Source organism: Gilliamella sp. X-46, from assembly GCF_057063525.1.
Map to the genome: position 1 here is coordinate 92,305 of NZ_JBXSQH010000003.1, position 24,482 is coordinate 116,786.

Consider the following 24,482-nt stretch of genomic DNA (forward strand, 5'->3'; position numbering starts at 1 on the left):
TGATTATATACTTAATGCTTAATAATTTATATAGTTAAACCTCTAACTTTGTGTAGCTGATCTCTACAATGTAATAAAACGTTTTTCCATTTGGAGTGATAACGGTTATTTCATCATCAACTTTATGTCCTATTAATGCTCTTGCCACAGGGCTGTTGATAGATATCCAATTTTTTTTAGGATTAAACTCATCAGCCCCCACAATGCGATAAACGTGTAGATTTCCATTTTCATCTTCTAACTTTATCCATGCACCAAAAAATACTTTACCCTCTTGTCTTGGATCTGGATCGATAATAGTCAATGATTCTAATCGTTTGGCAAGAAAACGAACTCGTCTATCGATTTCTCTAAGTCTTCGTTTACCATAGATATATTCGGCATTTTCACTGCGATCACCAAGCGCAGCAGCATCTGATACCGCTTGGGTAACTTTAGGCCTTTCTTCTTTCCATAAATATTTTAGCTCACGATCGAGTGCTAAATAGCCCTCTCTTGTTATATAATTAGCTTTTTGCATGTTGAAGATAAATTCCGTTAATTGACAAAATATTCAGAGATACCATGGTAAATAATCAAATTAGTCATATTATAGCTGGTGAACTTATAGTAAAACCAGAACAAGTTTTAGCTGCGATTCAATTATTAGACGAAGGCAGTACTGTTCCATTTATTGCGCGATATCGAAAAGAGGTTACTGGTGGGCTTGATGATACCCAATTACGTAATTTAGATAGCCGATTGAATTATCTGCGTGAGCTTGAAGATCGTAAACAAACAATTTTAAAGTCTATAGAAGATCAAGGAAAATTAACGCCAGAATTAAGTGAACGCATTGTATCAACGTTGAGTAAAACCGAACTTGAAGATCTTTATTTGCCATATAAACCGAAGCGTCGTACTCGAGGTCAAATTGCCATTGAAGCAGGGCTTGAACCACTTGCAGATGACTTATGGCAAAATCCTTCATTAAATCCAGAAATCGAAGCAGAAAAATATCTCAATGTAGATAAAGGTATTATTGATACAAAATCAGCATTAGATGGTGCGCGTTATATTTTAATGGAAAAATTTGCTGAAGATGCGACATTACTGGCAAAAGTACGTCATTATCTTTGGAATAACGCTCATTTAGTTTCACAAGTGGTGAGTGGCAAAGAAGAAGAAGGCGCAAAATTCCGAGACTATTTTTCGCAAAGTGAACTTATTTCTAAAATTCCATCTCATCGTGCATTAGCGATGTTCCGAGGGCGAAATGAAGGCTATTTACAGCTCTCGTTAAATGCCGATCCACAATTCGAAGAGCCACCAAAAGAAAGCTATTGTGAACAAATTATTACTGAATATTTAGGTGTCCATTTTAATGATCAGCCAGCGGATAAATGGCGTAAAGCCGTTATTAATTGGACATGGCGCATTAAAATTTTAATGCACATGGAAACCGAATTAATGACAACATTACGAGAACGCGCCGAAGAAGAAGCGATTAATGTATTTGCTGCCAACTTGCATGATATGTTAATGGCAGCTCCGGCGGGTATGAAAGTGACTATGGGTATGGATCCAGGATTACGTACTGGGGTCAAAATAGCGGTTGTTGATGCAACTGGTAAATTAGTTGCGACTGAAACAATTTATCCACATACTGGGCAAGCCGATAAAGCAGCTATGATGGTGGCAGCGCTTTGTATCAAGTACAAAGTTGAATTGGTTGCTATTGGCAATGGTACGGCTTCGCGCGAAACTGAGCGTTTTTATCTTGATGTTCAAAAAAAATACCCAGAGGTCAAAGCGCAAAAAGTGATTGTTAGCGAAGCTGGAGCGTCAGTGTATTCAGCATCCGAACTTGCGGCGCAAGAGTTTCCTGATCTTGATGTGTCGATTCGAGGTGCGGTATCTATTGCTAGGCGTTTACAAGATCCATTAGCAGAGCTTGTTAAAATTGATCCTAAATCAATCGGTGTTGGTCAATATCAGCATGATGTAAGCCAAACTCAGTTAGCTAAAAAACTTGATGCTGTTGTTGAAGATGGTGTAAATGCCGTTGGTGTTAATTTGAATACCGCCTCAATGATGCTACTTGCACGTATTGCTGGACTTAATAAAGTGATTGCCCAAAATATCATTGATTGGCGTAATGAAAATGGGCAATTTACCGACCGTAAGCAGTTATTAAAAGTATCACGTTTAGGCCCTAAAGCATTTGAGCAGTGTGCTGGTTTTTTACGGATTATGGATGGTAAAAACCCACTTGATGCATCAGCGGTTCATCCAGAGGCTTATCCTGTCGTAGAGCGAATTTTAGAAAAAAATCATAAATCATTAAAAGAGATTTTAGGTGATACAAATTACTTAAAATCGCTTAACGCAGTTGATTATGTTGATGACCATTTTGGCGTTCCTACTGTAACTGATATTATTAAAGAGCTCGACAAACCAGGACGTGATCCAAGGCCTGAATTTAAAACCGCTCAATTTGCTGATGATATCGAAACGATGGAAGATCTAAAAGTTGGCATGATTATGGAAGGTTCGGTAACCAATGTAACCAACTTTGGTGCTTTTGTGGATATTGGGGTTCACCAAGATGGTTTAGTGCATATTTCGGCACTCTCAGATAAGTTTGTTGACGATCCAAGAACAGTGGTAAAAGCTGGTGATATTGTTAAAGTGAAAGTGATTGAAGTTGATATTCCACGCAAACGTATCGCTTTATCAATGCGGTTAAATGATCCTGCTATTTCGAAAGCTGACAATCGTCAATCTATTAATAAAGGGAGCGTCAATAATACCCAAAAAACGCACACATCGTCGAGTGTCAATAATGCGATGGGTAATGCATTTGCTGCCGCGTTTAAAAAAAAATAAATAAACAACATGTTAAAAATTAAGGGACGATTGTCCCTATTTTTTTATTAAAGTCCTTCCGATATATAGCTATTTTAATATTGAATATTATCAATATGAATTTTAGTTTTTTAGCAAAAATCATCAATAATAATCTGTCCAAATATTGATCTAGAACAGATAAGAAAAATGAGCAAACTTATCACCTTACCTAAATCATGTTACAATCAAAAATGGATTATTTCTTAAAAGATTTATCAGAAATAAAAATAATAGGAAAAGGACTATCAAAAACAATGAAAAAATATTTTAATGTTGTTCCACTGACATTATTGGTTATGCTGTCAGGATGTGATAAAAGTAAAGTAAAATTAACGGAAGAAATTAAAGCAACACTGGAAGATCAAGACAAACCAATTTGTTTCTATCTAGGCAAAGTAACATTCCCTTACCTTAAAAAAGATCTCAGTTATCCAGCAAACGAACGATCGGAAGTGTGGATAAATAACGAATTAAATCGGCGATTAGAAGTTTTTACAAGCTTAGGTTTATTAGACCGTTCATTAGATGCTAACAACCAAACCACAACCTATCAATTAGCTAAATTAAACAGCGACACAAAATTTAAAAAAGGTAGTTTTTGTTTTGGACAAGTGACTTTAGATAAACTATTTTTTTTAGGTATGAGCAATAATGTAAATTCATTTGCAACAGTCACTTATAATATTGAACAAATTCCTTCTTGGGTTAATAATGATATCTTTAAACAATATTTTTATGCTGGAGAGTTAGACGAAAATAAAAAAGATGCACATTTTGCCTATAGTTACCCTAAACTCATCGATGGGCAATTTCCAAATCAAATATCGTCTGATATTAAGTTAGCTAAATTGGTCAATGGTGAGTTTATCTTTGATAACGATGATTCAATAAGACAGTCATTTTTTTATAGTGAAGATGAAAACAAATGGGATCAGGAACATTTTACTTATGCATATTACGATAAAGAAAAAGTAGCAAAAATAAGAAAATATTTTTTTTCATATAATCGCATCATTAATGATTGGGGTATAGAATCAGATCCCGTATTATTTGCAAAAGCAAATCCTTCAGAAAATTTAGCTCGCTCAACTAACCAAGTTGTAATGTATTACTTTTTTGATCATGCCCTTACCCAAAATCGTATTAAGTCTGCAACAGGCGATATAAAAAACAAGTTATTGGGTCAATATCAAAATTTGCTAGATAATGGCGGCAGCTCTGTTTTTGAAATGAATTTCGATGATAGTGGGTTAGTTACTTCTTTTGTTGAGACAACTAAAAGTTATAATTATGGACTGAAGCGTAGTATTGTCGCTTCTGACGATTTAGAAACAGAAAGAACGAGCTGGAAATTTTATGATTATTTTACCATGTCTTTGCCTAGCCTAAATCAAAACTATACGAATCCGTTTGCAACCGATAATTATAATAAAACCGATTTATTTGATATTTTCCAAACAGACTATAGAACAAAATTTGTTCAAAAAATGGGTGAGTTAGATAAACTTCGCTCAGTTTCTGTCGGCTACGATGATGAAGATAAGATACTATTTTTTGATAATAATATGACATTTCAATATAATAATAAAAATCAGTTGATTTCTAGAGTGATCGGTAATGAAACATATGCTATGGAGTATAATAAACAAGGTCAGCTAATCAAATTAAAAAAATATGTTGATAACAACAAGAAAGCAACTCTTGAGTGTCAATTTTCTAAACATAATGGAAAAGGTGATTGGATAGTTAAAGAGTGTGATGATCACATGATAACTACACGAACTATTGAATATTATTAATAAATTTCATGATATTTTAATAAGTTACTAAATAAAAATCATTCAATATTAAACACTATAAAAAACTGTAGTGCCAACAATAGGGTATAAACCTTGAACACGGCACTACAGCTATGTTAGCTTAGTTACGATTACCGAATAATATGGTGATTATTCTCGAACAATGTATTCCTAATAAACATTTACGCTCAGGCATTCTTAAATAATTTAATTGTGTATAAATTGTGTTGGTTCATAATCAGAGGCATTAATTGGCGAATGTTCCTCAAAATATTGTTTTACGACATCAGCATCTCGATAACCTGTATCCACATAAGTTGGTGAAGTATTGGTTATTGGATAACCATCACCGCCTGCAGCTAAAAAATCTAGTGTAGCAATACGATATGATTTTTGTAAATCAATGGGTTCATTTTTAATTTTTACATCTTTAATATTATCACCAGATCGTGTTAGAGTGATATTTTTCAGGTGTGGATATCCACCCGAACCTTGTTTTTTATTGAGTGCTATTTTTAGGTAATCGATTAATTCGCTACCAGTCAATTCAAAATAAACAACACTATTACCAAAAGGCTCAACTTTTAGGATGTCGCGATAAGTAATATTGCCTTCAATTAATGAATCACGAATCATGCCACCAGACATAATACCAATGTCAGCCTTGGTTTTTTCAATAAAAGCGCTGAGTAATAATTGTCCCATATTACTTTGTTGATATCTTACAACACTGCGATCTCCTTCAAGGCGACCGATTAATTCACCACTTTTAACCAGTAATTGTTGTTTACCTTGTTCTTGATAAGGTTTTAAATTTTCGAGTAATGTTTTATCTTGTAAGATCTCTTTAGTGTAATATTCAAGGCGTTTTGTCCCGTCACCATTATCTACTTCTTTTTTTAGATTGATTGGAATTAACTGGTAATTTTGTAAAGTTATTTTGCCATTTAAAAAGACAAAATCAGCACGCCCAACATATTTACCCCATTCATGGGCTTGTACAATCCATGTGCCATTTTGTTTATCGGGTGCGCATGGAGTACCGGGTACATATTCGGTAATGCGTTTATTCGGGCTAGCCATACAAACGGGATTTTGCGAATGACCACCGACAATCATATCTAATTCGCCACTTTGCAATCCTCGGGCTAATTCAACATCACCCGGTGCCATCGATCCATGTTCGCCATTTTCGTAATGTCCCATATGTGTAACGGCAATAATCATATCTGGACTTTCTGTCTTTTTTATTTGGGCAATAACTTTTTGTGCTTCGGGTAATGTTTTTCGAAATTCAACGCCATCAGTATTTTTGGGAGAGGCTAAAAAAATGGTATCATCTGTGGTTAATCCAAATACCGCTACTTTAATGCCATTTAAATCAAACATTTTATAAGCATCAAAAACACGATTATCAGTACCTTTAAAGTAAGTATTGGCAGATAAAAATGGAAAATGGGCCCATTTTTGTTGCTCACGAATAACGGTTAAAGGGTGATCAAATTCATGATTACCCACCGCCATCGCATCATATCCAACTTCATTCATACCCAAAAAATCTGGTTTAGCTTGAAGTACATCTGATTCAGGAACACCAGTATTGATATCACCACCAGATAGAAGCAACAACTTTCCACCTTTCGTGGCTACTTCCTTTCTTATTTCATCAACAACTGTTTTTTGTGCAGCAAGACCATATTCACCGATATCATTTTGCCAAAAACGACCATGGTGGTCGTTAGTATGTAAAATAGTAAATTGATAAGGCTTGTTTTTCTCCCAACTTGGTGTTGTTGATTGTATTGTTGAAGCAGCCGCTATAGCGTTAACTGAAAATAGCCCCAAAACAACAAGCAGTGATATTTTTTTATTCAAATTTGAGTTATACATGGTGCCTCCTAAATCCTTATTGCCAATGATTACTCAGTAATCACTTTATAAATCAATTGTGGTTCATTGGCACAATCACTAATAATAATATTGTTATACAATTTTTGCTTAATCGCATCAAGCTTATCTGTACTAGCATGAATGGTTAACAATGCTTCGCCTTCGGCAACTTGATCGCCCACTTTTTTATGTAACACGATTCCAACCGCGGGATCAATAATATCCTCTTTGGTTGCGCGCCCAGCGCCTAGCTGCATTGCCGCAATACCAATTTGATCTGCAATAATTTTTGATACATAACCTGATTTAAGAGCCGGTAGGGCAATTTGGTAAGGTGCACTAGCCAGTTTTTCAGGATGATCAACAATTGAACTATCACCACCTTGTGCTTCAATTAAAGTTTTGAACTTCTCGATAGCTTTGCCATTTTTAATGACTTCTTGAAGTTTTGCTCTAGCTTCTTCCAATGTCTTGGCTTTATTGGCAAGCACAACCATTTGGCTACCTAATGTTAAAACTAATTCAGTTAAATCAGCAGGGCCATGACCTTTTAAAGTATCAATGGCTTCTTTTATTTCAAGCGCATTACCAATTGCAAAACCAAGCGGTTGTGACATATCTGAAATAATTGCCATGGTTCTGCGGCCAATTTGGTTACCGATATTTACCATTTCATGGGCTAATTTTTCGGAGTCCGCCATCTCTTTCATTAGTGCACCATCACCAGTTTTGATATCTAGCACAATGGCATCAGCGCCAGCGGCTAATTTTTTGCTCATAATTGAGCTTGCAATAAGCGGAATAGAATTAACTGTCCCAGTTACATCTCGTAAAGAGTATAGCTTTTTATCTGCTGGTGTTAAATTTCCAGATTGGCCAATCACGGCAAGACCGCTATGATTAACTTGATTAATAAAATCTTGTGTACTTAATTCAATTTTAAATCCTGGAATAGACTCAAATTTATCGGTGGTACCACCGGTGTGCCCAAGTCCACGCCCTGACATTTTAGCTACAGGTACATCTAAAGCAGCAACTAAAGGGGCAAGCACTAATGTCGTTGTATCGCCCACACCACCTGTTGAATGCTTATCCACTTTAATACCTTTAATTGAAGACAAATCTACTGTATCGCCCGAATGCATCATTGCGTTAGTTAAATCTGCACACTCTTTTGATGTCATACCTTGATAGTAAATTGCCATTAATAAAGCGCTAACTTGATAATCGGGAATTTTTCCGTTAGTGTAGTTTGTAATAAAAAATTGTATTTCCTCGGTTGATAGTGCTTTTCCGTCGCGTTTTTTTTCAATAATATCAACAAATCTCATAACGATACTCTCTTATATTGATAATAGGGTGAATCTTTAATTGTTAAATCACCCTAAGTGTTAATGGCTTAATTAGGAAAATAATTGAGACTAAATTAGTCCAAATCACTTGGTGAAAAAGACCAGGGTAATAATTCTCCAACAGTGGTTTCCTGAATTTTACCGTTCATATTGGTCAAAATAACTGGCATATTTTTAGCACAAAACTCGCTAATAACTTGACGACAAGCACCACAAGGTGAAATTGGTCCATCGGTATCGCCAATTACCACCAATTTTTTGAACTTACGTTTACCTTCTGATACCGCTTTAAAAATCGCCGTGCGTTCTGCGCAGTTAGTTAAGCCGTAAGAAGCATTTTCAACATTGCAACCTAAAATTGCTTCATCATCTTCAGTAATGAGCACTGCGCCAACTTGAAATTTAGAATAAGGCACATAAGCTTTAGAACGTGCTGTTTTAGCAAGCTCAATTAGTTTTTCTATTTTCATATTGATAAATCCTTTGGGGCATAATAATACTAATTAATTTTGGAGCTGAGTGTTAATCAATGATTGTAAATCAAGTCGATAAACCCCAAAACCTGAGTCATCTTTTTCGATAAAGTGAATAGGGTATATTGAATGTTTTTCAATATAATCTTTAGCTTCATCAGTTGGTGATGATTCAAAACGAATATCCAAATTGGTATCGCTAGTAATTGGGGCAATTCGCCAATTATTGTCGACGGTAACCTCCACAGCGCCGTATTTTTGGGTGGTGTTGGTGATATAAGCTGAAAGAATCACTCTTAAATCATCAGGTGAATTAAATTTGACATTTTTTTCACCTGTTCCCGGAAATATACCGCTATAAGCACGATAATTATTGGTGGCAATTAAAAATGTTTGGTTAGGATCAATTGGTTTTTGTTGATAAGTAAGATTGTTAATTCTTTCTGATGAAGGATTAACTAGCTGACAATTTGCATCATAACGTGGTGGTTTAGTGACATCTATTTGATAATTGACCCCGTCAATCGTATCAAAATTATAGGTTCTAAATTTGTCCCAATTAATCAAATATTGTGTTTGGGATGAATGGGGATCGATTTGGTTATAGACACCAGCTGAGCATTCTAACCACTCTTTAACATCTTTACCTGTCAATTTTATGGCAGACAAAATATTCGGATAAAGGTAGATATCTGCGGCATTTCTAAATGACAAATTACCCTTTTTAACATCAACAAAAGCGCTAGGATCGTTTTTCCTGCCGCCAGCTTTAAATGGTGCAATGGCCGATAAAACAGGTAATCCATCAAGGTCAGGATCGCCTTGAACAAACTGCTTAACATAATCGATCTGTGCATCGCTAATAATTTGTAAGGCAGAGCTATCTTCAACCAAGGCTAAATAGCTGGTAATATCAGTTAAAACCTTACCAATTGGTTTACCAACAAATTCACGCGTACCTTGGTGATCTTTGGTTAGAATATCAACAATTTTTGGGTCTGCTTCAACTAGTGCTTTTTTATTTTTGACATCATAAATCGGTCTAGCTTCAGATTTGCCTGACGTCACTTGCCAATTAGATTTATCGCCATCAAGCACTAAATCCACCACGCCCAAATGGTTACCCCAATGTCCGGGCATAACAGCAGGCACATGATTAATGTTACCAGTTTTGATATCGGTATTTGGTAATGATTTAAACTCCTCGCTCGGGAACACACCATGGGCGTGGCCAAACATAATTGCATCAATACCTTTAACCTGACTTAAATAATAAACCGAATTTTCGGCCAAAGCTTTATAAGGTTCAGAAGAAACCCCCGAATGGGGAATAGCAATAATGATATTAGCACCTTGCTTTTTCATTTCTGGAATCAAGTGCTTGGCTGTTTCGGTAATATCTTTAACCACAACTTTACCATCAAGATTAAGTTTGTCCCATTGCATAATTTGCGGTGGTACAAAGCCAATGTAACCAATTTTTATTGTTTGCTTATTGCCGCTTCTATCAATGACGGGGGTATCGACAATAAGATATTGCTTAAAGAACGGCTTATTGGTTTTAGCATCATAGACATTTGCATTAACATAAGGGAATTTAGCGCCAGCAAGGCTTTTTTGTAAAAATTCCAAGCCAAAATTAAATTCATGATTACCAATATTACCAACAACATAATCAAGCGTATTGAGAGCTTTATAAACTGGATGAATATCGCCATCATTAAGGCCTTTATGCACTGCATAATCAGCCATTGGGCTACCTTGAATCAAATCGCCATTATCGACAAGCACACTATTTTTTACTTCACGTCTTGCTTGGTGAATCAAATTAGCTGTTTTGGCTAATCCAAAAGCATCGATGGATTGATCTTTAAAATAATCATAATTCATCATATTACCGTGCAAGTCGGTTGTTTCGATAATCCTTAAATCAACCGTTTCAGCACACGCCGCGCCAGAAATAAATAGGGCTAAAAAGGTGAGGGATAACTTAGTTTTTTTCATGCAAATCTCCTATTATTCTGACAACTAATTTAGTTAATGGGTATGGCTAGCAACAATTTTTGGTATTCTAACAAGCGTTCAATAATTGCTGGGTGATATTTTTGGTCACTGATGCATGTTTCTAATAATTGCTTATCATCAGATGTAAAATATGCCAGAACTTTGCCAATCAATTGATTTTTAACTTCGTTTTCAACAAATGCCGCCTGAACACCACAGAGCGTGATATCAAGCAATTCTAATCGTGAAAATGCGAAAATCGATTGGGCAATGTGATACTCTTTTTCGATATCAGTGCCAAAAATCCCTGCATCATCGGTATTTAGCGTAATACGAACGCCTTGGTCGTAAAGCTGCCTAATGGGGTGCTTATAAATATCGCCATGCAGCTCATTAACTAAAATTCGATTGCTTGTTAAGGCAATTTCAAGGGTGACTTTTTTATCGATCAGTTCACGAATGAGCGCTTTGTCTTCAATGGCGCGAATACCGTGCCCAATTCTGTTTGCACCATGTTTAAGAGCTTGAATAATACTTTCGGCTGAATCTATTTCGCCTGCGTGGTACGATTTTTTTAAATTAAGCTGAGCGGCTAATTCATGGGCGGCTTTAAAATCATCAAAATGGCCAGCTTTTTCATTACCTGCGATATTGAAACCGGTAATCAACGGATGAGAGTTATTTTGAATAAATTGCAGAGTATCATAAACCACATTCGCACCAAGATGTCTAACACCAATTACATGATATCGCACAGTAATATCATATTGCTGACTAACGTCAATAATAGCCTTATCCATCTGCTTTAGCGTTTGGTGAAATCTATCTTGATTCCAAATAACTTGCCCGTCGTGGGATGGTGTTGCACAGATATGAAAAGGGGAGATAAACAGCTCGCAATAAATTAACCCTTGTTTAGCATTTCTAAAAAGAAAATCATAAGTAATGTCATAATAATCTTCAGGATTTTTTAGAAAACTAGAAACGATATCATACGTTTTAATAAACTCTTCAAACTTAGATTCGTCGTACGAATATCTACCATTTTTATACTCATTAGCATCATATTGGCCCGGTAGATAACATAAAGTTGTAGGGAACGGAATATTGTTTTTTTGGGCTAACTGGCGAGCCATCATTGGGGTAATACTCCCTTCAATGTGCTCATGTAATATGACTTTGGGTATTATTTGATTTTTCATTAGAAATTTAATCTATTTAAATAAGCTAAATGGGCTCTGGTAATAATGATATAAACACTTATCAAAAAGCTCAAAATAGCATACTAACATTGTGAATTATAAACTCAGTTAGTGTACCTTGATCAGATACCTTTCAGCCATTTATTTTGTATTACTGATTGATTTTTTGTGTGGTAAATCATATTTCTAAAGCTGACTGATTGATAATTAAAAAGGCAACAACCTATATTGTTGCCATTATATTGGTAGTGCTAAATTTAATCTACCACACAATAAATGATTAATTAATAGCTTGAGCTGTTTCTTTGTTTGAATGTTCGTTTTTAAAAATCAACATAAACACAATAGCTAAAACTAAAGCATAACCTGAAAAAACAAGCCAAACAGCATGCCAGTTTACGGTTTTCCCTGAAGTATAATAATCGACCACGAAACCACTAGCCATTGTTCCTAAATAAGCGCCGATCCCATTGGTCATCATCATAAATAACCCTTGTGCACTATTACGGATATCGGGTGAAACTGTTTTTTCAACATACATGGAGCCTGAAATGTTATAGAAGTCAAAGGCACAACCATAAACAATCATTGATAGAAGTAATAATACAAAACCGAAAGGAGAAGGATCGCCGTAAGCAAATAGTCCAAAGCGAGCAACCCAAGCAAATATACTAATTAACATAACATATTTAATACCAAGGCGCTTCATAAAAAATGGTACAAATAAAATAAATATCACTTCTGAAATTTGTGAAATAGAAAGTAATACAGCAGGGTATTGAATTGCTAAGCTATCTTTGAATTCTGGAATATCATCAAAACTATGCAAAAATGAATTACCGAAGGTATTGGTAATTTGTAAAATACCGCCTAAAAAAGCTGCAAATAGAAAAAAGATAACCATTTTAGGTTGTTTGAATAACACAAACGCATCTAACCCTAATGAGCTAATAAGTGATCTTTTTTTATCTGTGTTTTGTGATGTCGAAATAAATGGAAGTGTTAATGAATACAAACTTAGTAAAAGAGAACCCGCAGCGGCGATATAAAGTTGTGTATTGCTAGCTTCTAATTTCAAAAAGCTAACTATCCACATTGCAACGATGAAACCGATAGTACCATATATCCTAATTCCTGGAAACTGAGTGATAACATCAAGTCCTTGAGAGTTCAAACATGAATAAGAAATTGAATTTGAAATAGCGATGGTAGGCATAAAGGCTAAACAATGAATTAACATAACAATTGTCATCATTAACGGTGATGTAATAGATGCAGCAATAATTAGTGTTATAGCACCAATTAGGTGACAAAGAACATAAAGGCGATTAGCTGGTATCCATCTATCGGCAACAATACCGAGTAAACTTGGCATAATTAGTGAAGCAATTGCCATCGAACCATATACAGAAGCTACCTCAATACCAATAAAATTTAATTGATGCTCAAGATAATAATTTAAGGTGATTAACCAGCTTCCCCATATGAAAAATTGCAGAAAAAATATTATTTTAAGTTGTAACTTGGTGTTCATTTTGTTTCCTTATTAAACAAGATTTTTATAACCTACTACACATAAATATGAATAACGCATTTTAAAACTGCTATCGCTATCAATATTGATTAGCTAAAAAAAATGGCAGTTATTCTGCCATTTTTAGTTTCAGTTTTGATTTAATAATACCGACTCTAGTGCAACGGTGATCATTTCTTTAAAGCCTAATTGTCTTTGCTCTGCCGACATTGCTTCGCCTTTTCGAATATGATCCGAAACCGTGCAAATGGCCAGTGCTTTAGCGCCATATTCGGCAGCAACCCCATAAATCCCAGCTGCTTCCATTTCAACACCTAAAATATTATATTTTTCCATTACGTCAAACATATCAGGCTCAACGCTATAAAAAAGATCGGCAGAAAAAATATTACCCACTTTCACATTTACACCTAACTTTTTAGCTGCATTAACGGCATTACAGGTCAAATCAAAATCAGCGATAGCGGCAAAATCATGATTTTTAAAACGTAAGCGGTTAACTTTTGAATCGGTACATGCGCCCATTCCAACAATAACATCACCCACATTAACATTAGGGCTAATTGCACCACATGAACCAATACGAATAATGTTTTCAACACCATAAAATTTAATCAGTTCGGTTGCATAAATAGAGCAAGATGGAATACCCATACCATGCCCCATAACTGAAATCTTTTGGCCTTTATAATAACCTGTAAAACCTAACATCGATCTTACATTAGTTACTTCTTGGGCATTTTCTAAAAATGTTTCTGCAATAAATTTTGCCCGTAGAGGATCGCCAGGCATTAAAACGGTTTTTGCAAACGCATTATCAATGGCATTAATATGCGGGGTAGACATTAACTTCTCCTGATATTTATTACTAAGTCGGTATGACTCAAATTTAAATTACTTCTTTTTTATAAACGATTTACCGTAATCCATTGGCGATAAATCAAAATAATCGGCAACACTTTGTCCAATATCGGCAAATGTTTCACGATGACCTAAAGATCCTACAGGTACACTGTCGCCATAAACAATGACAGGGATATGTTCGCGAGTATGATCGGTACCAGCCCAAGTTGGATCGCAGCCGTGATCGGCACTGATAATAAGCAGATCGCCGGGTTCAATAAGTGCTAACATTTCAGGAAGACGACGATCAAAATATTCTAACGCAGCAGCATAACCCGAAACATCACGACGGTGGCCATAAGAAGAGTCAAAATCGACAAAATTGGTAAAGACAATAGTATTATCTTTAGCTTGTTTGATTTCTTCAAGTGATGCATCAAACAGTGCTTCAAGACCGGTTGCTTTCACTTTCTTGGTGATCCCAACGTGAGCATAAATATCGGCAATTTTACCAATTGATACTACTGTGCCGTGTTTTTCATCAACCAATTTTTTAATCATCGTTGGTGCTGGTGGTTCAACAGCAAGATCGTGACGGTTACCTGTACGTACAAATTCTCCCGTTTTTTTACCTACAAATGGCCTTGCAATAACACGGCCAATATTGTAATTACCCTTATTTAGCTCATCGCGAGCAATTTCGCAAACTTCATACAGTCTATCTAAACCAAAAGTCTCTTCATGACAGGCAATTTGGAATACTGAATCAGCAGAAGTATAAAAAATAGGCTTATTAGAAGCCATATGCTCTTCACCCAATTCATCAAGGATAATGGTACCAGATGAATGACAATTACCAAGGTAACCAGGGAGTTTAGCGCGGGAAACAATTTTATCTAAAAGATCTTGAGGAAAGCTGTTGGTGGTATTGGTAAAATAGCCCCAATCAAAAAGCACTGGCACGCCGGCGATTTCCCAATGTCCTGACGGCGTATCTTTACCAGAAGAAATTTCACTCGCATAGCCATATGAGCCAATAATTTCACCTTCAGTTTGCATACCTTTGGGATAATGGCCAGTCGATTCGTACGCCGCTTTGATTAAACCTAATTTACCTAAATTTGGCAATTTTAATGGTCCACTACGGCCTTGTTCAGCTTGACCTAAAGCGCAAGCCTCAGCAATATGTCCTAAAGTGTTAGCCCCTTCATCGCCATATTTTTTGGCATCTTCAGCGCCGCCGATCCCAAACGAATCTAGGATCATAATAAATACTCTTTTCATAATATCCTCTAACTGATAAACAACACTTAACTCAAGTACAATCGATATAATCAATCACTGCTAATCAAATACCGACGACTATTTTGGGGCTAACAATAATTTATAAAATATCACTCGTATATTTGCCATATATAATAACAAAAAACAAAAAAGATTTAAGCATTGCTTTAATCAAATAGTTGAATATTTGTTTAAATAATGTCATTAATTTGAATTGATTCATACTTTTTATAAAAAAATAACATCGTTTTAGTAAAATGCAGACAACAGCAAATTTATAAAAAATTCAAATGCATTCATGACCAAATAAATCATCAAATAACATCAACCCTGTGATAATATAGAAAGCAAGTACAATAGAGCCCAAACTATAACAATAACAGATAAAATCGAATTGAACTTGGGCATCTACTTTCACAAAATAAAGGTAATGATTAATGAAACAAAAAATTCCTAACACATTTGGTCTAACTGTTTTTGCTCAAAAAGTTATTACTGTCACAACAGTCGAACAATTACAACAAATTTGGCAAGATAACTTGTCGCATTTACCTATTATGATTATTGGTGAAGGCAGTAACACTCTTTTTACCTGTGATTTTGATGGTATTGTGGTTGTTAACCGCATCAAAGGCATCACAATAACCGAAACCGACCAAGCGTGGCATTTAAAAGTTGGTGCAGGTGAAATTTGGCACGATATTGTATCGCAAACGATAGAACAAAATATATCAGGACTAGAAAACCTCGCATTAATTCCGGGGTGTGTTGGTTCGGCACCTATTCAAAATATTGGTGCTTACGGAGTTGAATTTCAAAAAGTAGCTGATTATGTGGAATTGCTTGAGCTTGCCACAGGTAACATCATCACAGTCACCGATGGTCAATATGGTTATCGTGAAAGCATCTTCAAAAAAGCATATTTGCAAGGTTATGCGGTTATCAATGTTGGTATTAAACTACCCAAACAGTGGCAACCAGTATTAACTTACGGTGAATTACGAAATTTTGACCCCCAAAATGTCACCCCAAAAATAGTCTTTGATAAAGTGTGTGAAATTCGCCGCAGTAAATTGCCCGATCCCAAAGTTCTTGGCAATGGTGGAAGCTTTTTTAAAAACCCTGTGATCGACAAAATTGAGGCAGACAAATTACTTGAAATTTACCCAAGCATGCCAATATATCCACAAGTTAACGGGCAAATAAAATTAGCAGCAGGTTGGCTTATCGAACAGTGTGGTCTAAAAGGCTATCAAATAGGCGGAGCGGCGGTACATCAACAACAAGCGCTGGTATTAGTCAACAAAAATCAAGCAACAGCACAAGATGTAGTTGAATTAGCTCGTTATATAAAAAAATGTGTATTACAAAAATTCTTGGTGAGTTTATCGCCAGAAATCCGATTTATCGGCAACAAGGGCGAAATTGAAGCAGACAGTTATTTGTAATTAACTCTAAATTATCATTGTCCGCAAAACATAGCCCATAAATTATATGCGATAACATTATGAAACATTCGTATTCATTTCCTATTTTATTGACGAGTTTACTTTTTGTAACTATCTCGTTGTCAGCACTCAACACACAAGTACCATTGTGGTTAGTGCGTAATGAGTTTTCGCTTGAGCAAATTGGTCTTGTGGGATCAAGTTATTTTACTGGTAACTTGATTGGTACTATTTTTGCCAATTGGTTTATTAGTAAATTTAATGCTCGTCACACTTATACCTATAGTTGTATTATTTTTGCCATAGCAACTATTGGCTTAAGTTTTTCAATAAATTTTTATAGCTGGATAATGTGGCGCTTTTTTATTGGCATTGCTTGTGCTGTCACTTGGGTGGTGATTGAAAGTTGCATATTACTCACTGGCCCAGTGCATACACGTGGACGGATGCTTGCAGTTTATTTAACCACTTATTATTTAGGCACGGTTTTGGGGCAAGCTTTGTTACAGTATTTTCCACAAGATGTACTGTATTTTGGATTGGTTATTATGTTACTCATGGGGCTTGCGATTTTATTTATTTTACGCACACATTATAAATTACCAAAAAGAAAAAAAAGCAGCTTTAACATTATGCCAATGATATTGAATAAACCTTCTCGGCTTGGATTAACCGGCTGTGTTATTGCAGGCATGTTAATTGGGTCGTTATATTCACTATTACCAGTTTATTATTCACACTTGGGTTATAGTGATACTCAAGTTGCTAATTGGATGATTTTACTTATTTTATCAGGAGTGGCGGCACAAATGCCTGCCAACTGGTGTGCTGACAAATTTGGACGGCAAATGGTATTGCTAATTGAATCGCTACTCATGTTGGCCGCATGTGTCATGCTGGTATTCAACTGGTTTGATGCGTTGGCGATTATCTTATTAGGCGCAACGATTTACACCATTTATCCTATATCTATGGCTTGGGCTTGCTCGTGTGTTAAAAAGCAAAATATTGTGGCTATGAATCAAGCAATGCTCTTAACCAACACCTTAGGTAGCTTAGTTGCTCCTGCGGTGATAGCTTTTATTATGGATAAAACGAGTAATACTTATTTATTTGTCAGTTTTGCTATAATTTCGTTATACTTCGTGATCTTATTAGTTAAAAAAAGAGGAACGGATGCGCAGCCACAAAAATCCACTTAAATTAATAGAAATACTCGCTGATGGCAAATACCATTCAGGTGAAGAATTAGCAGCAATATTTGGAATAACACGCGCAGGCATCAATAAATACATCAAACAACTGCGTGAGTGGGGGGTAGACTTAACTTCAGTGCAAGGTAAAGGCTATTGCTTGGCAGCGCAACTTGATTTGCTCAACAAAAACAAGATTGATCAGCACTACCAATCCGACAGCCACTGCGAAATATTACCGATTATTGATTCAACCAACCAATATCTACTTGATCGAATAGGTCAATTAACATCGGGTGACTGCTGCGTGGCTGAATTTCAATCAAAAGCACGAGGCCGAAGAGGACGAAAATGGTTTTCCCCTTTTGGAAGCAATTTATACTTCTCAATGTATTGGAAGCTAGAACAAGGCGTGGCCGCGGCAATGGGATTAAGTTTGGTGGTAGGGATAGTACTTGCCGACACTTTACGCACATTATCAGGTCAAAATATCAAAGTTAAATGGCCAAATGATCTTTATCTTAATGACCAAAAGTTAGCCGGTATTTTAGTTGAGCTCGCCGGTAAAACTGGCGACTGTGCCCATGTAGTGATTGGTGTTGGAGTCAATCTAACCATGACAAATCCTGATACCAACATAGTTAACCAAAAATGGGCTAATTTAGGTAATGTTGATCGTAACTTACTTGTTGCACAAGTGGCTAAAGTCTTAAAAAGTAAATTAATCGAATTTGAAAAACATGGTTTAGGGCCATTTATTAATGATTGGAATAGACTTGATAACTTTGCCAATCGACCAGTAAAACTATTAATTGGTGATAATACCATCCGCGGCATTGCAAAAGGCATCAACGAGCAAGGTGCTTTATTGTTAGAACAAAACGGTAAAATTAATGCCCATATTGGTGGCGAAATATCATTAAGAATTGATGAATAATAAACCCAAAATGATTTAACAAAACTATTCCGCTTGTAACAAGCGGAATAGATTAAGCAAACATATTCTTAACTTTTATTTTTAAATTTCAAAACTCGAAGAGCATTAGCGGTCACAATCGCCGTCGTGCCTGAATCAGCCAACACCGCTAGCCACAGTCCAGTAAAACCAAACAAACTGGTAATCAAAAAGATCAGCTTAATGCCTAATGCAATGGTAATATTTTGTTTAATATTACGACTCGCAAAGCGAGTTAAACGAATTAACTTAGGTAAACTGAGTAAGCTATTTTTAGTTAATGCGGCATCGGCAGCTTCTAACGCAACATCAGTGCCACTTCCCATGGCAATACTCACAGTTGCGGCTTTCATGGCTGGTGAATCATTAATACCATCGCCCACCATAGCAATTGACGTTGTGTTGCGGATCTTTTCAATGGCAATCAACTTATCGGCAGGCAACAATTCAGCGCGGTAATCCATACCTAACTGATCGGCAATAGCTTTAGCTGCTCGCGCATTATCGCCTGTTAGCATCAAAGATTTAATACCCAGCTGATTAAGTTCATTCATTGTAGTCTTTGCATCTGACCGCAACATATCTTGCAGAGCAATAATGCCCATCAGTTGTTGATTTGTTGCCGCAACTACCACGGTTTTACCTGCACTTTCAAATTCCGCAATGATTTTAGCGTGTTCATCATTTAAAGGCGTTGAAACAGTTGCAACTTTGTTTGGAGAAACAATATAAAAAGTCTGATTATCAATCTTGCCTTGAATACCAATTCCCGCAATTGCTTTACGATTATCGGCCTGATTAATGCTTAACTGATTTTGTAATGCGTAATCAACAATAGCTTTACCTATAGGATGATGCGAACCACTTTCAATTGAGGCAACCATTGTTAATAATTGCTCTTTGGAAATATCTTGAGGAATCACATCGGTTACTTGTGGTTTACCTTCAGTTAAGGTACCAGTCTTATCAAACGCAACCAGTTTAACCGAACCAATATGCTCTAATGCTGCTCCACCTTTAATTAACACCCCTTGCTTTGCCGCATTCGACAAGGCAGATGTTATCACCGCAGGGGTTGAAATCACAAGCGCACAAGGGCAACCAATTAATAACAACGTCAAGCCACGATAAAACCAAGTATACCAATCAGCATTAAGCAACAAAGGTGGCACAACAATCACCAATAGTGCAAATAAAGCAATTGTAGGCGTATAGTAACGGCTAAATCTATCAATAAAACGTTCAATAGGCGCTTTGCGCTCTTCGGCATCTTCAATCATCTGTAAAATACGATCAACCGCATTTTGCCCGACTTCTGATACCACTTTAAGTTGAATTGTATTATCAACCACCAGCGAACCAGCCATAATTTTGTCGCCTGAAAGATAATTAACAGGAATGGACTCGCCAGTTAATGCGCTTTCATCAATATTGGCTTGCTCACTCATTAAAATGACATCAGCAGGCAACCGCCCTCCAGATGAAATTTCTATAATGTCCTCGGGTTTTAAACTATGACTGGCAACGGTTTTTCTTACACCGTCAATGATTATCACGGTCTCTTCTGGCATGAGCTGAGCAAGCGAGGAAATGCCTTTTTTTGCTTTACTTGTTGCAACACCTTCTAACATTTCACCAATCATAAATAAAAATATCACCATGGTGGCTTCTTCGGCAGCGCCAATAAATAAAGCACCAATAGCCGACACGCTCATTAACGACTCTATCGCAAATGGTGTACCACTGCGCGTTAAAACCAATGCTTCTTTCAAAATAGGAATGAGCCCAACAATTGCCGTCACCATAAAGGCATATTCGCCAACGGTTTGATTACATAACAAAAGGATATAACTCATAACAATTAAAGCGCCTAACACTGCTAAAGGGATTAATGCTTTATTATCAAAACGATGGGAATGCTCATGATGATGTGAATGTTCGGGGGATGATTCAAAAATGGGCTTATAGCCTAACTCGATGATTTTATCTTCGATCAATTTAATCGTTTTTTCATTCTTTTGTGGAACAAAAACGACTAATTTTTCGGTAGAAAAGATAATCTTGGTTTGGCAAATATTGGGTAATGTCTTTAAACTATTTTCAATTTGTTGCGCACAGTTTGCACAATCCATGCCTTTTATTTTCCATGTTAATTTAGTTTGATTGATTTGCCTGTCGGGGTCATCAGGGGGATCGCCAAACTCATTTTTGGGGTTAGTCTTATGGGTACTACCGCCACAACTCTGGGTTGATTCTTGATGACAATTTACAACATGAGAGAAATTTGCATGATTATGCGCCAGATTTTGACAATTATCATGACAACATTCATGGCGGTGATGTTTGTGACACATTGATTTGTTATTATATAACATAACGTTACCTCTTTTTGTGGATGATTTTGATTGTACGCTAAAAAAGAAAAAAATAAATTAATTTATTTTTATGGAATTTTTTAAATTAAAATTAATGCGTTAAAAACGTTAGCAACGTGATGACATCTAACAAATCAGTAACAAATAGATCACTTTAATAGCAGCCATTTAATTACTCAAAAATCAGTCAGAAAAGGTATTGATTTTATTTGATTTTTTTCTGTTTATTTTTTAACAAGAACCGCCTTATAAAAACACAAAAATCCTTCCCAAAAACGATGGCTATGTTGTTTGCCATATTCCGGCGTCAGAATGTGCCGACAATAGATCGAAGTTAGCACGCCAAACAAGGATGTTTGGCGAGTTTGTGTTGCGTCTGATAAATTTGTCTGGAACAAATTTGAACACCTGAGCATAGCGAAGGTGGCCTCGTAGAGGCGAGTATCAGGATGATACGAGTAATCCCACAAATGGTGCGTTAAGACTGAGCGACGGCGGAGGATAGCCGAAGGATACATTCTGCAGCCAGAGCGTGAGTTGTAAGGGAGTTCGCTTTAATGAACAGCCCCCAAAAGTTGGATTGTTTAAATCTACTTTTGGGAACAAAATTATGGCAAAAAAATATACATTCGATTTTAAAAAACAAGTTTGTTCACCAAAGGTCAAAACTTCCGAAACCACCACACCTAATTCATTTTATACACCAACCCAAAAGGCTTATTTTCCACCAAAACCATTTCCCAAAACAGGCCAATAATAGATCAATCTTATCATTAACAAAACTTTACGATTTTTTAACAAAAAAAAGTAGCTATTATTAATCAACTGGTTATAATTTAATCGCCTTCAAAGCAAGGGAATGCTCATTAGCTGAGCGGTAAATCATAAAAATAAAACAAAAATTTACTTAACTGGATGATCGAAATGTACTACCATTCTTTGGCAACTGGCCTGCTAAATTTATGCCTAAATCTTTTTCATTTCCACTATAGTCGAAATCAAACTCAATTCTTATTTTTATTACCGAAGTTATCAAGTTTAGCGAAATCGCCGTGTTTATCGGCAGGGATATCGTCGAGGTCGAGGTGCTTATTTTTTCTATCTAAATTATTGTTGTTCTTCGTGCCATTGTTTTTGTTGTCATATACACAGTGTTCTATGGCATTAACAGCGTCTACATCAAGGTATATTGAGGGTAGTGCGCCATATTTAACGTTAGACGGTGGTCAAACAAGGACAACTTCAACGGATAGTTTCTTGTTTATTAAGTTGCGGGATGGTACAAGGTACACACCGTCAACTAATCCATCAAGTGCTACAAATCCAATAAGATTACCTTATGCAGGGAGTACTTTGGGTCATATAGATATGATAGTCCCATCAACAGCTAGTTCAGTGAGTTTAAGTGATTTAGTTACTAGGTATAATTATTGGGGAGATGATGATGGAGATGGTCAGGGTATAAATGGTGTTACTGCTACAGGGGATATATCGGTATCGTTTACGGATAATGCTGGTCGAACAGTAAGTCGTAGTGATACATTAGATATTTGTAATGCACCTTATAAGGTAACATTAAGTTATACAGGGGGATATTTACAGACAAGGTACGGAGTTCCTAATATAATCTATTTTAATAGTAGTACAGTGACGTATTATATCAATCCATATAATACTGTTGCTCGTATTTGTTACGCAAGGCCGAGTTTGTTATGGGGTGGTTCTAGTCGCACCAATTCTAATGGTGATCCTCGCTACGCAGGCCCAGTTAACATATGGAGTCCAGATAAGGGTTTTTTAGTTCAGTCAACAAGTTCGTCGTCTTACGGTCATAATTTTCCTACAACGGGTGCTGATGGATTGTATTTTGATCTACTCATAGGAGGAGTAGATGCAAGTCAGTTGACGTGGTCTGTTGTCACGAATGGTAGTAGTATAACAGCTACCGTGACAAGTGTAACAGCTAATGAGTCATGGAATCCTGTTGCTGATAATGGAAAAATTGTTGCGCGTGTTAAGTTAAGTGGTCCTAGGGCGGATAGTACTCAAATAGGTTCAAGTAATCCTAGTCCGTTTATTCCGTTGCTATCTTTGCCACAGACATTTGAGTTGGTGGGTAGGGATAGTCAAGGTAATGAGGTGAGGTATGGATTTGTGTTAAAGCAGTGGTTCGTCAATCGAGGTGATAAATACGATACTCAGTCTAACCACTCATCTTGGTGTAGAAGTTTGGGTTATCGTTTGCCACAGGTCAAGGATTTAACTAACGCGAGGTGTGGTGTTGGTATCGACTTCCCATGTATAAATGGCGTAGATAGCGCTACGCCTAGTTCATCTTATAATAATTACATGCGTCACATAGGTGCAGGATTTTTCACGGAGTGGGGCAACATGTACGGCTACGCTGATGCGGGCTTCGTCGGCTCCCGCTACTGGACAAGCGACGAGGTAGGTAGAGGCTATGCCCTCAATGTCGAAGCGGACTACGGTAACGTCGTCTCCAGCCACAGTGCCAGCAGCTCCCGCTCTGGCCTTTGTACCGCACCTTAGCTTTTTTTTCTTAGTCCTTAATCCTTGGGCCGCGTGGGCGGTTATGGTGCCTGAGAGGACAATCTAACAAAGAATAAAGCCCCCGCATCAGTTGGGGCATTTCCCCTTAGGGTTGCGCTGTTGCGGCGAAGCCACAATCGCGCTGCCCCCGCCGCCGGCGACGCTGAAAGTGTCGATGGCGGTGGCTCAGGGGTAAAATCAAATAAATAAAGATAAGTCATGTAATGGAAATAGAACAAAAATTAGCATTAAGTGAAAATCCGATACATTTTTTGAAAGAAGGTCTTTTTTTAAGGGCTTATAACCAGTCGTTTTATGTCATGAGTCAATTATTAGGATTAATTTAAAACCGATAATCAAGCATATTAAAAAACTCGACCAAATTGTTGTATGTGGTGGATTTCCGGCTAATGTTATTAATAAACGTTAGCCTAATGTGTTTCTGGGTTGGTGGATAAAATTAATTGATTGCAGTGGTTTCGGACGTTTTGACCTTTGGTGAACAAAATAGCTACAGTGACCACGTCCGAGTTAGGAAATTAAAGCGAATGAACTGCACCCCAAAAGTTGTACAAAAAAACTAAGCTGCTGGAAAATAATACTCCCGATATTGAACAGGACTCTTTTTGTCCAAGCTTAATTTAATTCTTCTATGATTATAATAATGGATATATTCCTCAATATCCGCTTT

General features: G+C 36.6%; 17 protein-coding genes and 1 pseudogene. 7 read left to right on the top strand and 11 right to left on the bottom strand.

Features of this window, described 5'->3' with window-relative positions; all coding sequences use genetic code 11:
• Positions 1 to 34 precede the first annotated feature (34 nt).
• Positions 35 to 520 (bottom strand): transcription elongation factor GreB, encoded by a 486-nt coding sequence (greB, locus tag ACYIAJ_RS04810; protein ID WP_091347290.1) that lies wholly within the window; start codon positions 518 to 520, stop codon positions 35 to 37.
• A 44-nt stretch (positions 521 to 564) separates the two neighbouring features.
• Here greB and ACYIAJ_RS04815 point away from each other — a divergent pair.
• Both ACYIAJ_RS04815 and ACYIAJ_RS04820 read left to right on the top strand, forming a co-directional pair.
• A pseudogene (locus ACYIAJ_RS04815) lies at positions 565 to 2,731 on the top strand (Tex family protein); the annotation flags it as partial.
• Between the two features lie 334 nt (positions 2,732 to 3,065).
• Positions 3,066 to 4,688 carry a hypothetical protein gene (locus ACYIAJ_RS04820; RefSeq protein ID WP_483560463.1) on the top strand — a complete coding sequence of 541 codons (1,623 nt, stop codon included), beginning with the start codon at positions 3,066 to 3,068 and terminating at the stop codon, positions 4,686 to 4,688.
• Positions 4,689 to 4,895: 207 nt separating this feature from the next.
• Here ACYIAJ_RS04820 and ushA read toward each other — a convergent pair whose 3' ends face one another.
• The 8 genes from ushA to ACYIAJ_RS04860 form a co-directional block, all read right to left on the bottom strand.
• Positions 4,896 to 6,578 (bottom strand): bifunctional UDP-sugar hydrolase/5'-nucleotidase UshA, encoded by a 1,683-nt coding sequence (gene ushA, locus ACYIAJ_RS04825; RefSeq protein WP_483560464.1) that lies wholly within the window; start codon positions 6,576 to 6,578, stop codon positions 4,896 to 4,898.
• A gap of 29 nt (positions 6,579 to 6,607) precedes the next feature.
• A complete protein-coding gene (locus tag ACYIAJ_RS04830; RefSeq protein ID WP_483560465.1) occupies positions 6,608 to 7,909 on the bottom strand; it encodes a pyrimidine-nucleoside phosphorylase in 1,302 nt (433 codons plus the stop codon).
• A 95-nt stretch (positions 7,910 to 8,004) separates the two neighbouring features.
• A complete protein-coding gene (locus tag ACYIAJ_RS04835) occupies positions 8,005 to 8,400 on the bottom strand; it encodes a cytidine deaminase (RefSeq protein ID WP_091347280.1) in 396 nt (131 codons plus the stop codon).
• 33 nt (positions 8,401 to 8,433) lie between these two features.
• On the bottom strand, positions 8,434 to 10,407 hold the full coding sequence (locus ACYIAJ_RS04840) for a bifunctional 2',3'-cyclic-nucleotide 2'-phosphodiesterase/3'-nucleotidase (protein ID WP_483560466.1): 1,974 nt from the start codon (positions 10,405 to 10,407) through the stop codon (positions 8,434 to 8,436).
• A gap of 29 nt (positions 10,408 to 10,436) precedes the next feature.
• Positions 10,437 to 11,609, bottom strand: a complete 1,173-nt coding sequence (add, locus tag ACYIAJ_RS04845; protein WP_483560467.1) for an adenosine deaminase — start codon at positions 11,607 to 11,609, stop codon at positions 10,437 to 10,439.
• Positions 11,610 to 11,889: 280 nt separating this feature from the next.
• Positions 11,890 to 13,143 carry a nucleoside permease gene (locus ACYIAJ_RS04850; RefSeq protein ID WP_483560468.1) on the bottom strand — a complete coding sequence of 418 codons (1,254 nt, stop codon included), beginning with the start codon at positions 13,141 to 13,143 and terminating at the stop codon, positions 11,890 to 11,892.
• 129 nt (positions 13,144 to 13,272) lie between these two features.
• On the bottom strand, positions 13,273 to 13,989 hold the full coding sequence (gene deoD / locus ACYIAJ_RS04855; protein ID WP_091347273.1) for a purine-nucleoside phosphorylase: 717 nt from the start codon (positions 13,987 to 13,989) through the stop codon (positions 13,273 to 13,275).
• Between the two features lie 48 nt (positions 13,990 to 14,037).
• The gene (locus ACYIAJ_RS04860) at positions 14,038 to 15,270 is read right to left on the bottom strand and encodes a phosphopentomutase (RefSeq protein ID WP_483560469.1); all 1,233 of its coding nucleotides are present in this window, start codon (positions 15,268 to 15,270) and stop codon (positions 14,038 to 14,040) included.
• Between the two features lie 437 nt (positions 15,271 to 15,707).
• Here ACYIAJ_RS04860 and murB point away from each other — a divergent pair, with 437 nt between their 5' ends.
• The 3 genes from murB to birA are packed head-to-tail and all read left to right on the top strand — an operon-like array spanning position 15,708 to position 18,848.
• Positions 15,708 to 16,718 carry a UDP-N-acetylmuramate dehydrogenase gene (murB, locus tag ACYIAJ_RS04865; RefSeq protein WP_483560470.1) on the top strand — a complete coding sequence of 337 codons (1,011 nt, stop codon included), beginning with the start codon at positions 15,708 to 15,710 and terminating at the stop codon, positions 16,716 to 16,718.
• A 59-nt stretch (positions 16,719 to 16,777) separates the two neighbouring features.
• The gene (locus ACYIAJ_RS04870; protein ID WP_483560471.1) at positions 16,778 to 17,920 is read left to right on the top strand and encodes an MFS transporter; all 1,143 of its coding nucleotides are present in this window, start codon (positions 16,778 to 16,780) and stop codon (positions 17,918 to 17,920) included.
• Entirely contained in the window at positions 17,895 to 18,848 is a 954-nt protein-coding gene (birA, locus tag ACYIAJ_RS04875) for a bifunctional biotin--[acetyl-CoA-carboxylase] ligase/biotin operon repressor BirA (protein ID WP_483560472.1), read from the top strand. Before ACYIAJ_RS04870 ends, birA begins: the two co-directional genes overlap by 26 nt.
• Positions 18,849 to 18,916: 68 nt before the next feature.
• Here birA and ACYIAJ_RS04880 read toward each other — a convergent pair whose 3' ends face one another.
• Complete coding sequence (locus tag ACYIAJ_RS04880) at positions 18,917 to 21,241, bottom strand: zinc/cadmium/mercury/lead-transporting ATPase (RefSeq protein ID WP_483560473.1); 2,325 nt, start codon at positions 21,239 to 21,241, stop codon at positions 18,917 to 18,919.
• A gap of 610 nt (positions 21,242 to 21,851) precedes the next feature.
• On the opposite strand from ACYIAJ_RS04880, the gene ACYIAJ_RS04885 reads away from it, so the two are divergent.
• Both ACYIAJ_RS04885 and ACYIAJ_RS04890 read left to right on the top strand, forming a co-directional pair.
• Complete coding sequence (locus tag ACYIAJ_RS04885; RefSeq protein WP_483560474.1) at positions 21,852 to 21,998, top strand: hypothetical protein; 147 nt, start codon at positions 21,852 to 21,854, stop codon at positions 21,996 to 21,998.
• Between the two features lie 167 nt (positions 21,999 to 22,165).
• Positions 22,166 to 23,791, top strand: coding sequence for a hypothetical protein (locus ACYIAJ_RS04890; RefSeq protein ID WP_483564415.1), 1,626 nt, complete (start codon positions 22,166 to 22,168; stop codon positions 23,789 to 23,791).
• Positions 23,792 to 24,371: 580 nt separating this feature from the next.
• On the opposite strand, the gene ACYIAJ_RS04895 is transcribed toward ACYIAJ_RS04890, so the two are convergent.
• A partial coding sequence (locus ACYIAJ_RS04895; RefSeq protein ID WP_483564297.1) for an IS3 family transposase occupies positions 24,372 to 24,482 on the bottom strand: 111 nt, incomplete at its 5' end.

What these genes read in the sequence shown, in the direction of transcription:
- deoD (WP_091347273.1), bottom strand. Translation starts at nt 13,989, where the DNA reads ATGTCTACCCCGCATATTAATGCCATTGATAATGCGTTTGCAAAAACC.
- ACYIAJ_RS04835 (WP_091347280.1), bottom strand. Translation starts at nt 8,400, where the DNA reads ATGAAAATAGAAAAACTAATTGAGCTTGCTAAAACAGCACGTTCTAAA.
- ushA (WP_483560464.1), bottom strand. Translation starts at nt 6,578, where the DNA reads ATGTATAACTCAAATTTGAATAAAAAAATATCACTGCTTGTTGTTTTG.
- greB (WP_091347290.1), bottom strand. Translation starts at nt 520, where the DNA reads ATGCAAAAAGCTAATTATATAACAAGAGAGGGCTATTTAGCACTCGAT.
- ACYIAJ_RS04860 (WP_483560469.1), bottom strand. Translation starts at nt 15,270, where the DNA reads ATGAAAAGAGTATTTATTATGATCCTAGATTCGTTTGGGATCGGCGGC.
- ACYIAJ_RS04850 (WP_483560468.1), bottom strand. Translation starts at nt 13,143, where the DNA reads ATGAACACCAAGTTACAACTTAAAATAATATTTTTTCTGCAATTTTTC.
- ACYIAJ_RS04830 (WP_483560465.1), bottom strand. Translation starts at nt 7,909, where the DNA reads ATGAGATTTGTTGATATTATTGAAAAAAAACGCGACGGAAAAGCACTA.
- ACYIAJ_RS04880 (WP_483560473.1), bottom strand. Translation starts at nt 21,241, where the DNA reads ATGTTATATAATAACAAATCAATGTGTCACAAACATCACCGCCATGAA.
- ACYIAJ_RS04885 (WP_483560474.1), top strand. Translation starts at nt 21,852, where the DNA reads ATGGCAAAAAAATATACATTCGATTTTAAAAAACAAGTTTGTTCACCA.
- ACYIAJ_RS04870 (WP_483560471.1), top strand. Translation starts at nt 16,778, where the DNA reads ATGAAACATTCGTATTCATTTCCTATTTTATTGACGAGTTTACTTTTT.
- ACYIAJ_RS04840 (WP_483560466.1), bottom strand. Translation starts at nt 10,407, where the DNA reads ATGAAAAAAACTAAGTTATCCCTCACCTTTTTAGCCCTATTTATTTCT.
- birA (WP_483560472.1), top strand. Translation starts at nt 17,895, where the DNA reads ATGCGCAGCCACAAAAATCCACTTAAATTAATAGAAATACTCGCTGAT.
- ACYIAJ_RS04820 (WP_483560463.1), top strand. Translation starts at nt 3,066, where the DNA reads ATGTTACAATCAAAAATGGATTATTTCTTAAAAGATTTATCAGAAATA.
- murB (WP_483560470.1), top strand. Translation starts at nt 15,708, where the DNA reads ATGAAACAAAAAATTCCTAACACATTTGGTCTAACTGTTTTTGCTCAA.
- ACYIAJ_RS04890 (WP_483564415.1), top strand. Translation starts at nt 22,166, where the DNA reads ATGTACTACCATTCTTTGGCAACTGGCCTGCTAAATTTATGCCTAAAT.
- add (WP_483560467.1), bottom strand. Translation starts at nt 11,609, where the DNA reads ATGAAAAATCAAATAATACCCAAAGTCATATTACATGAGCACATTGAA.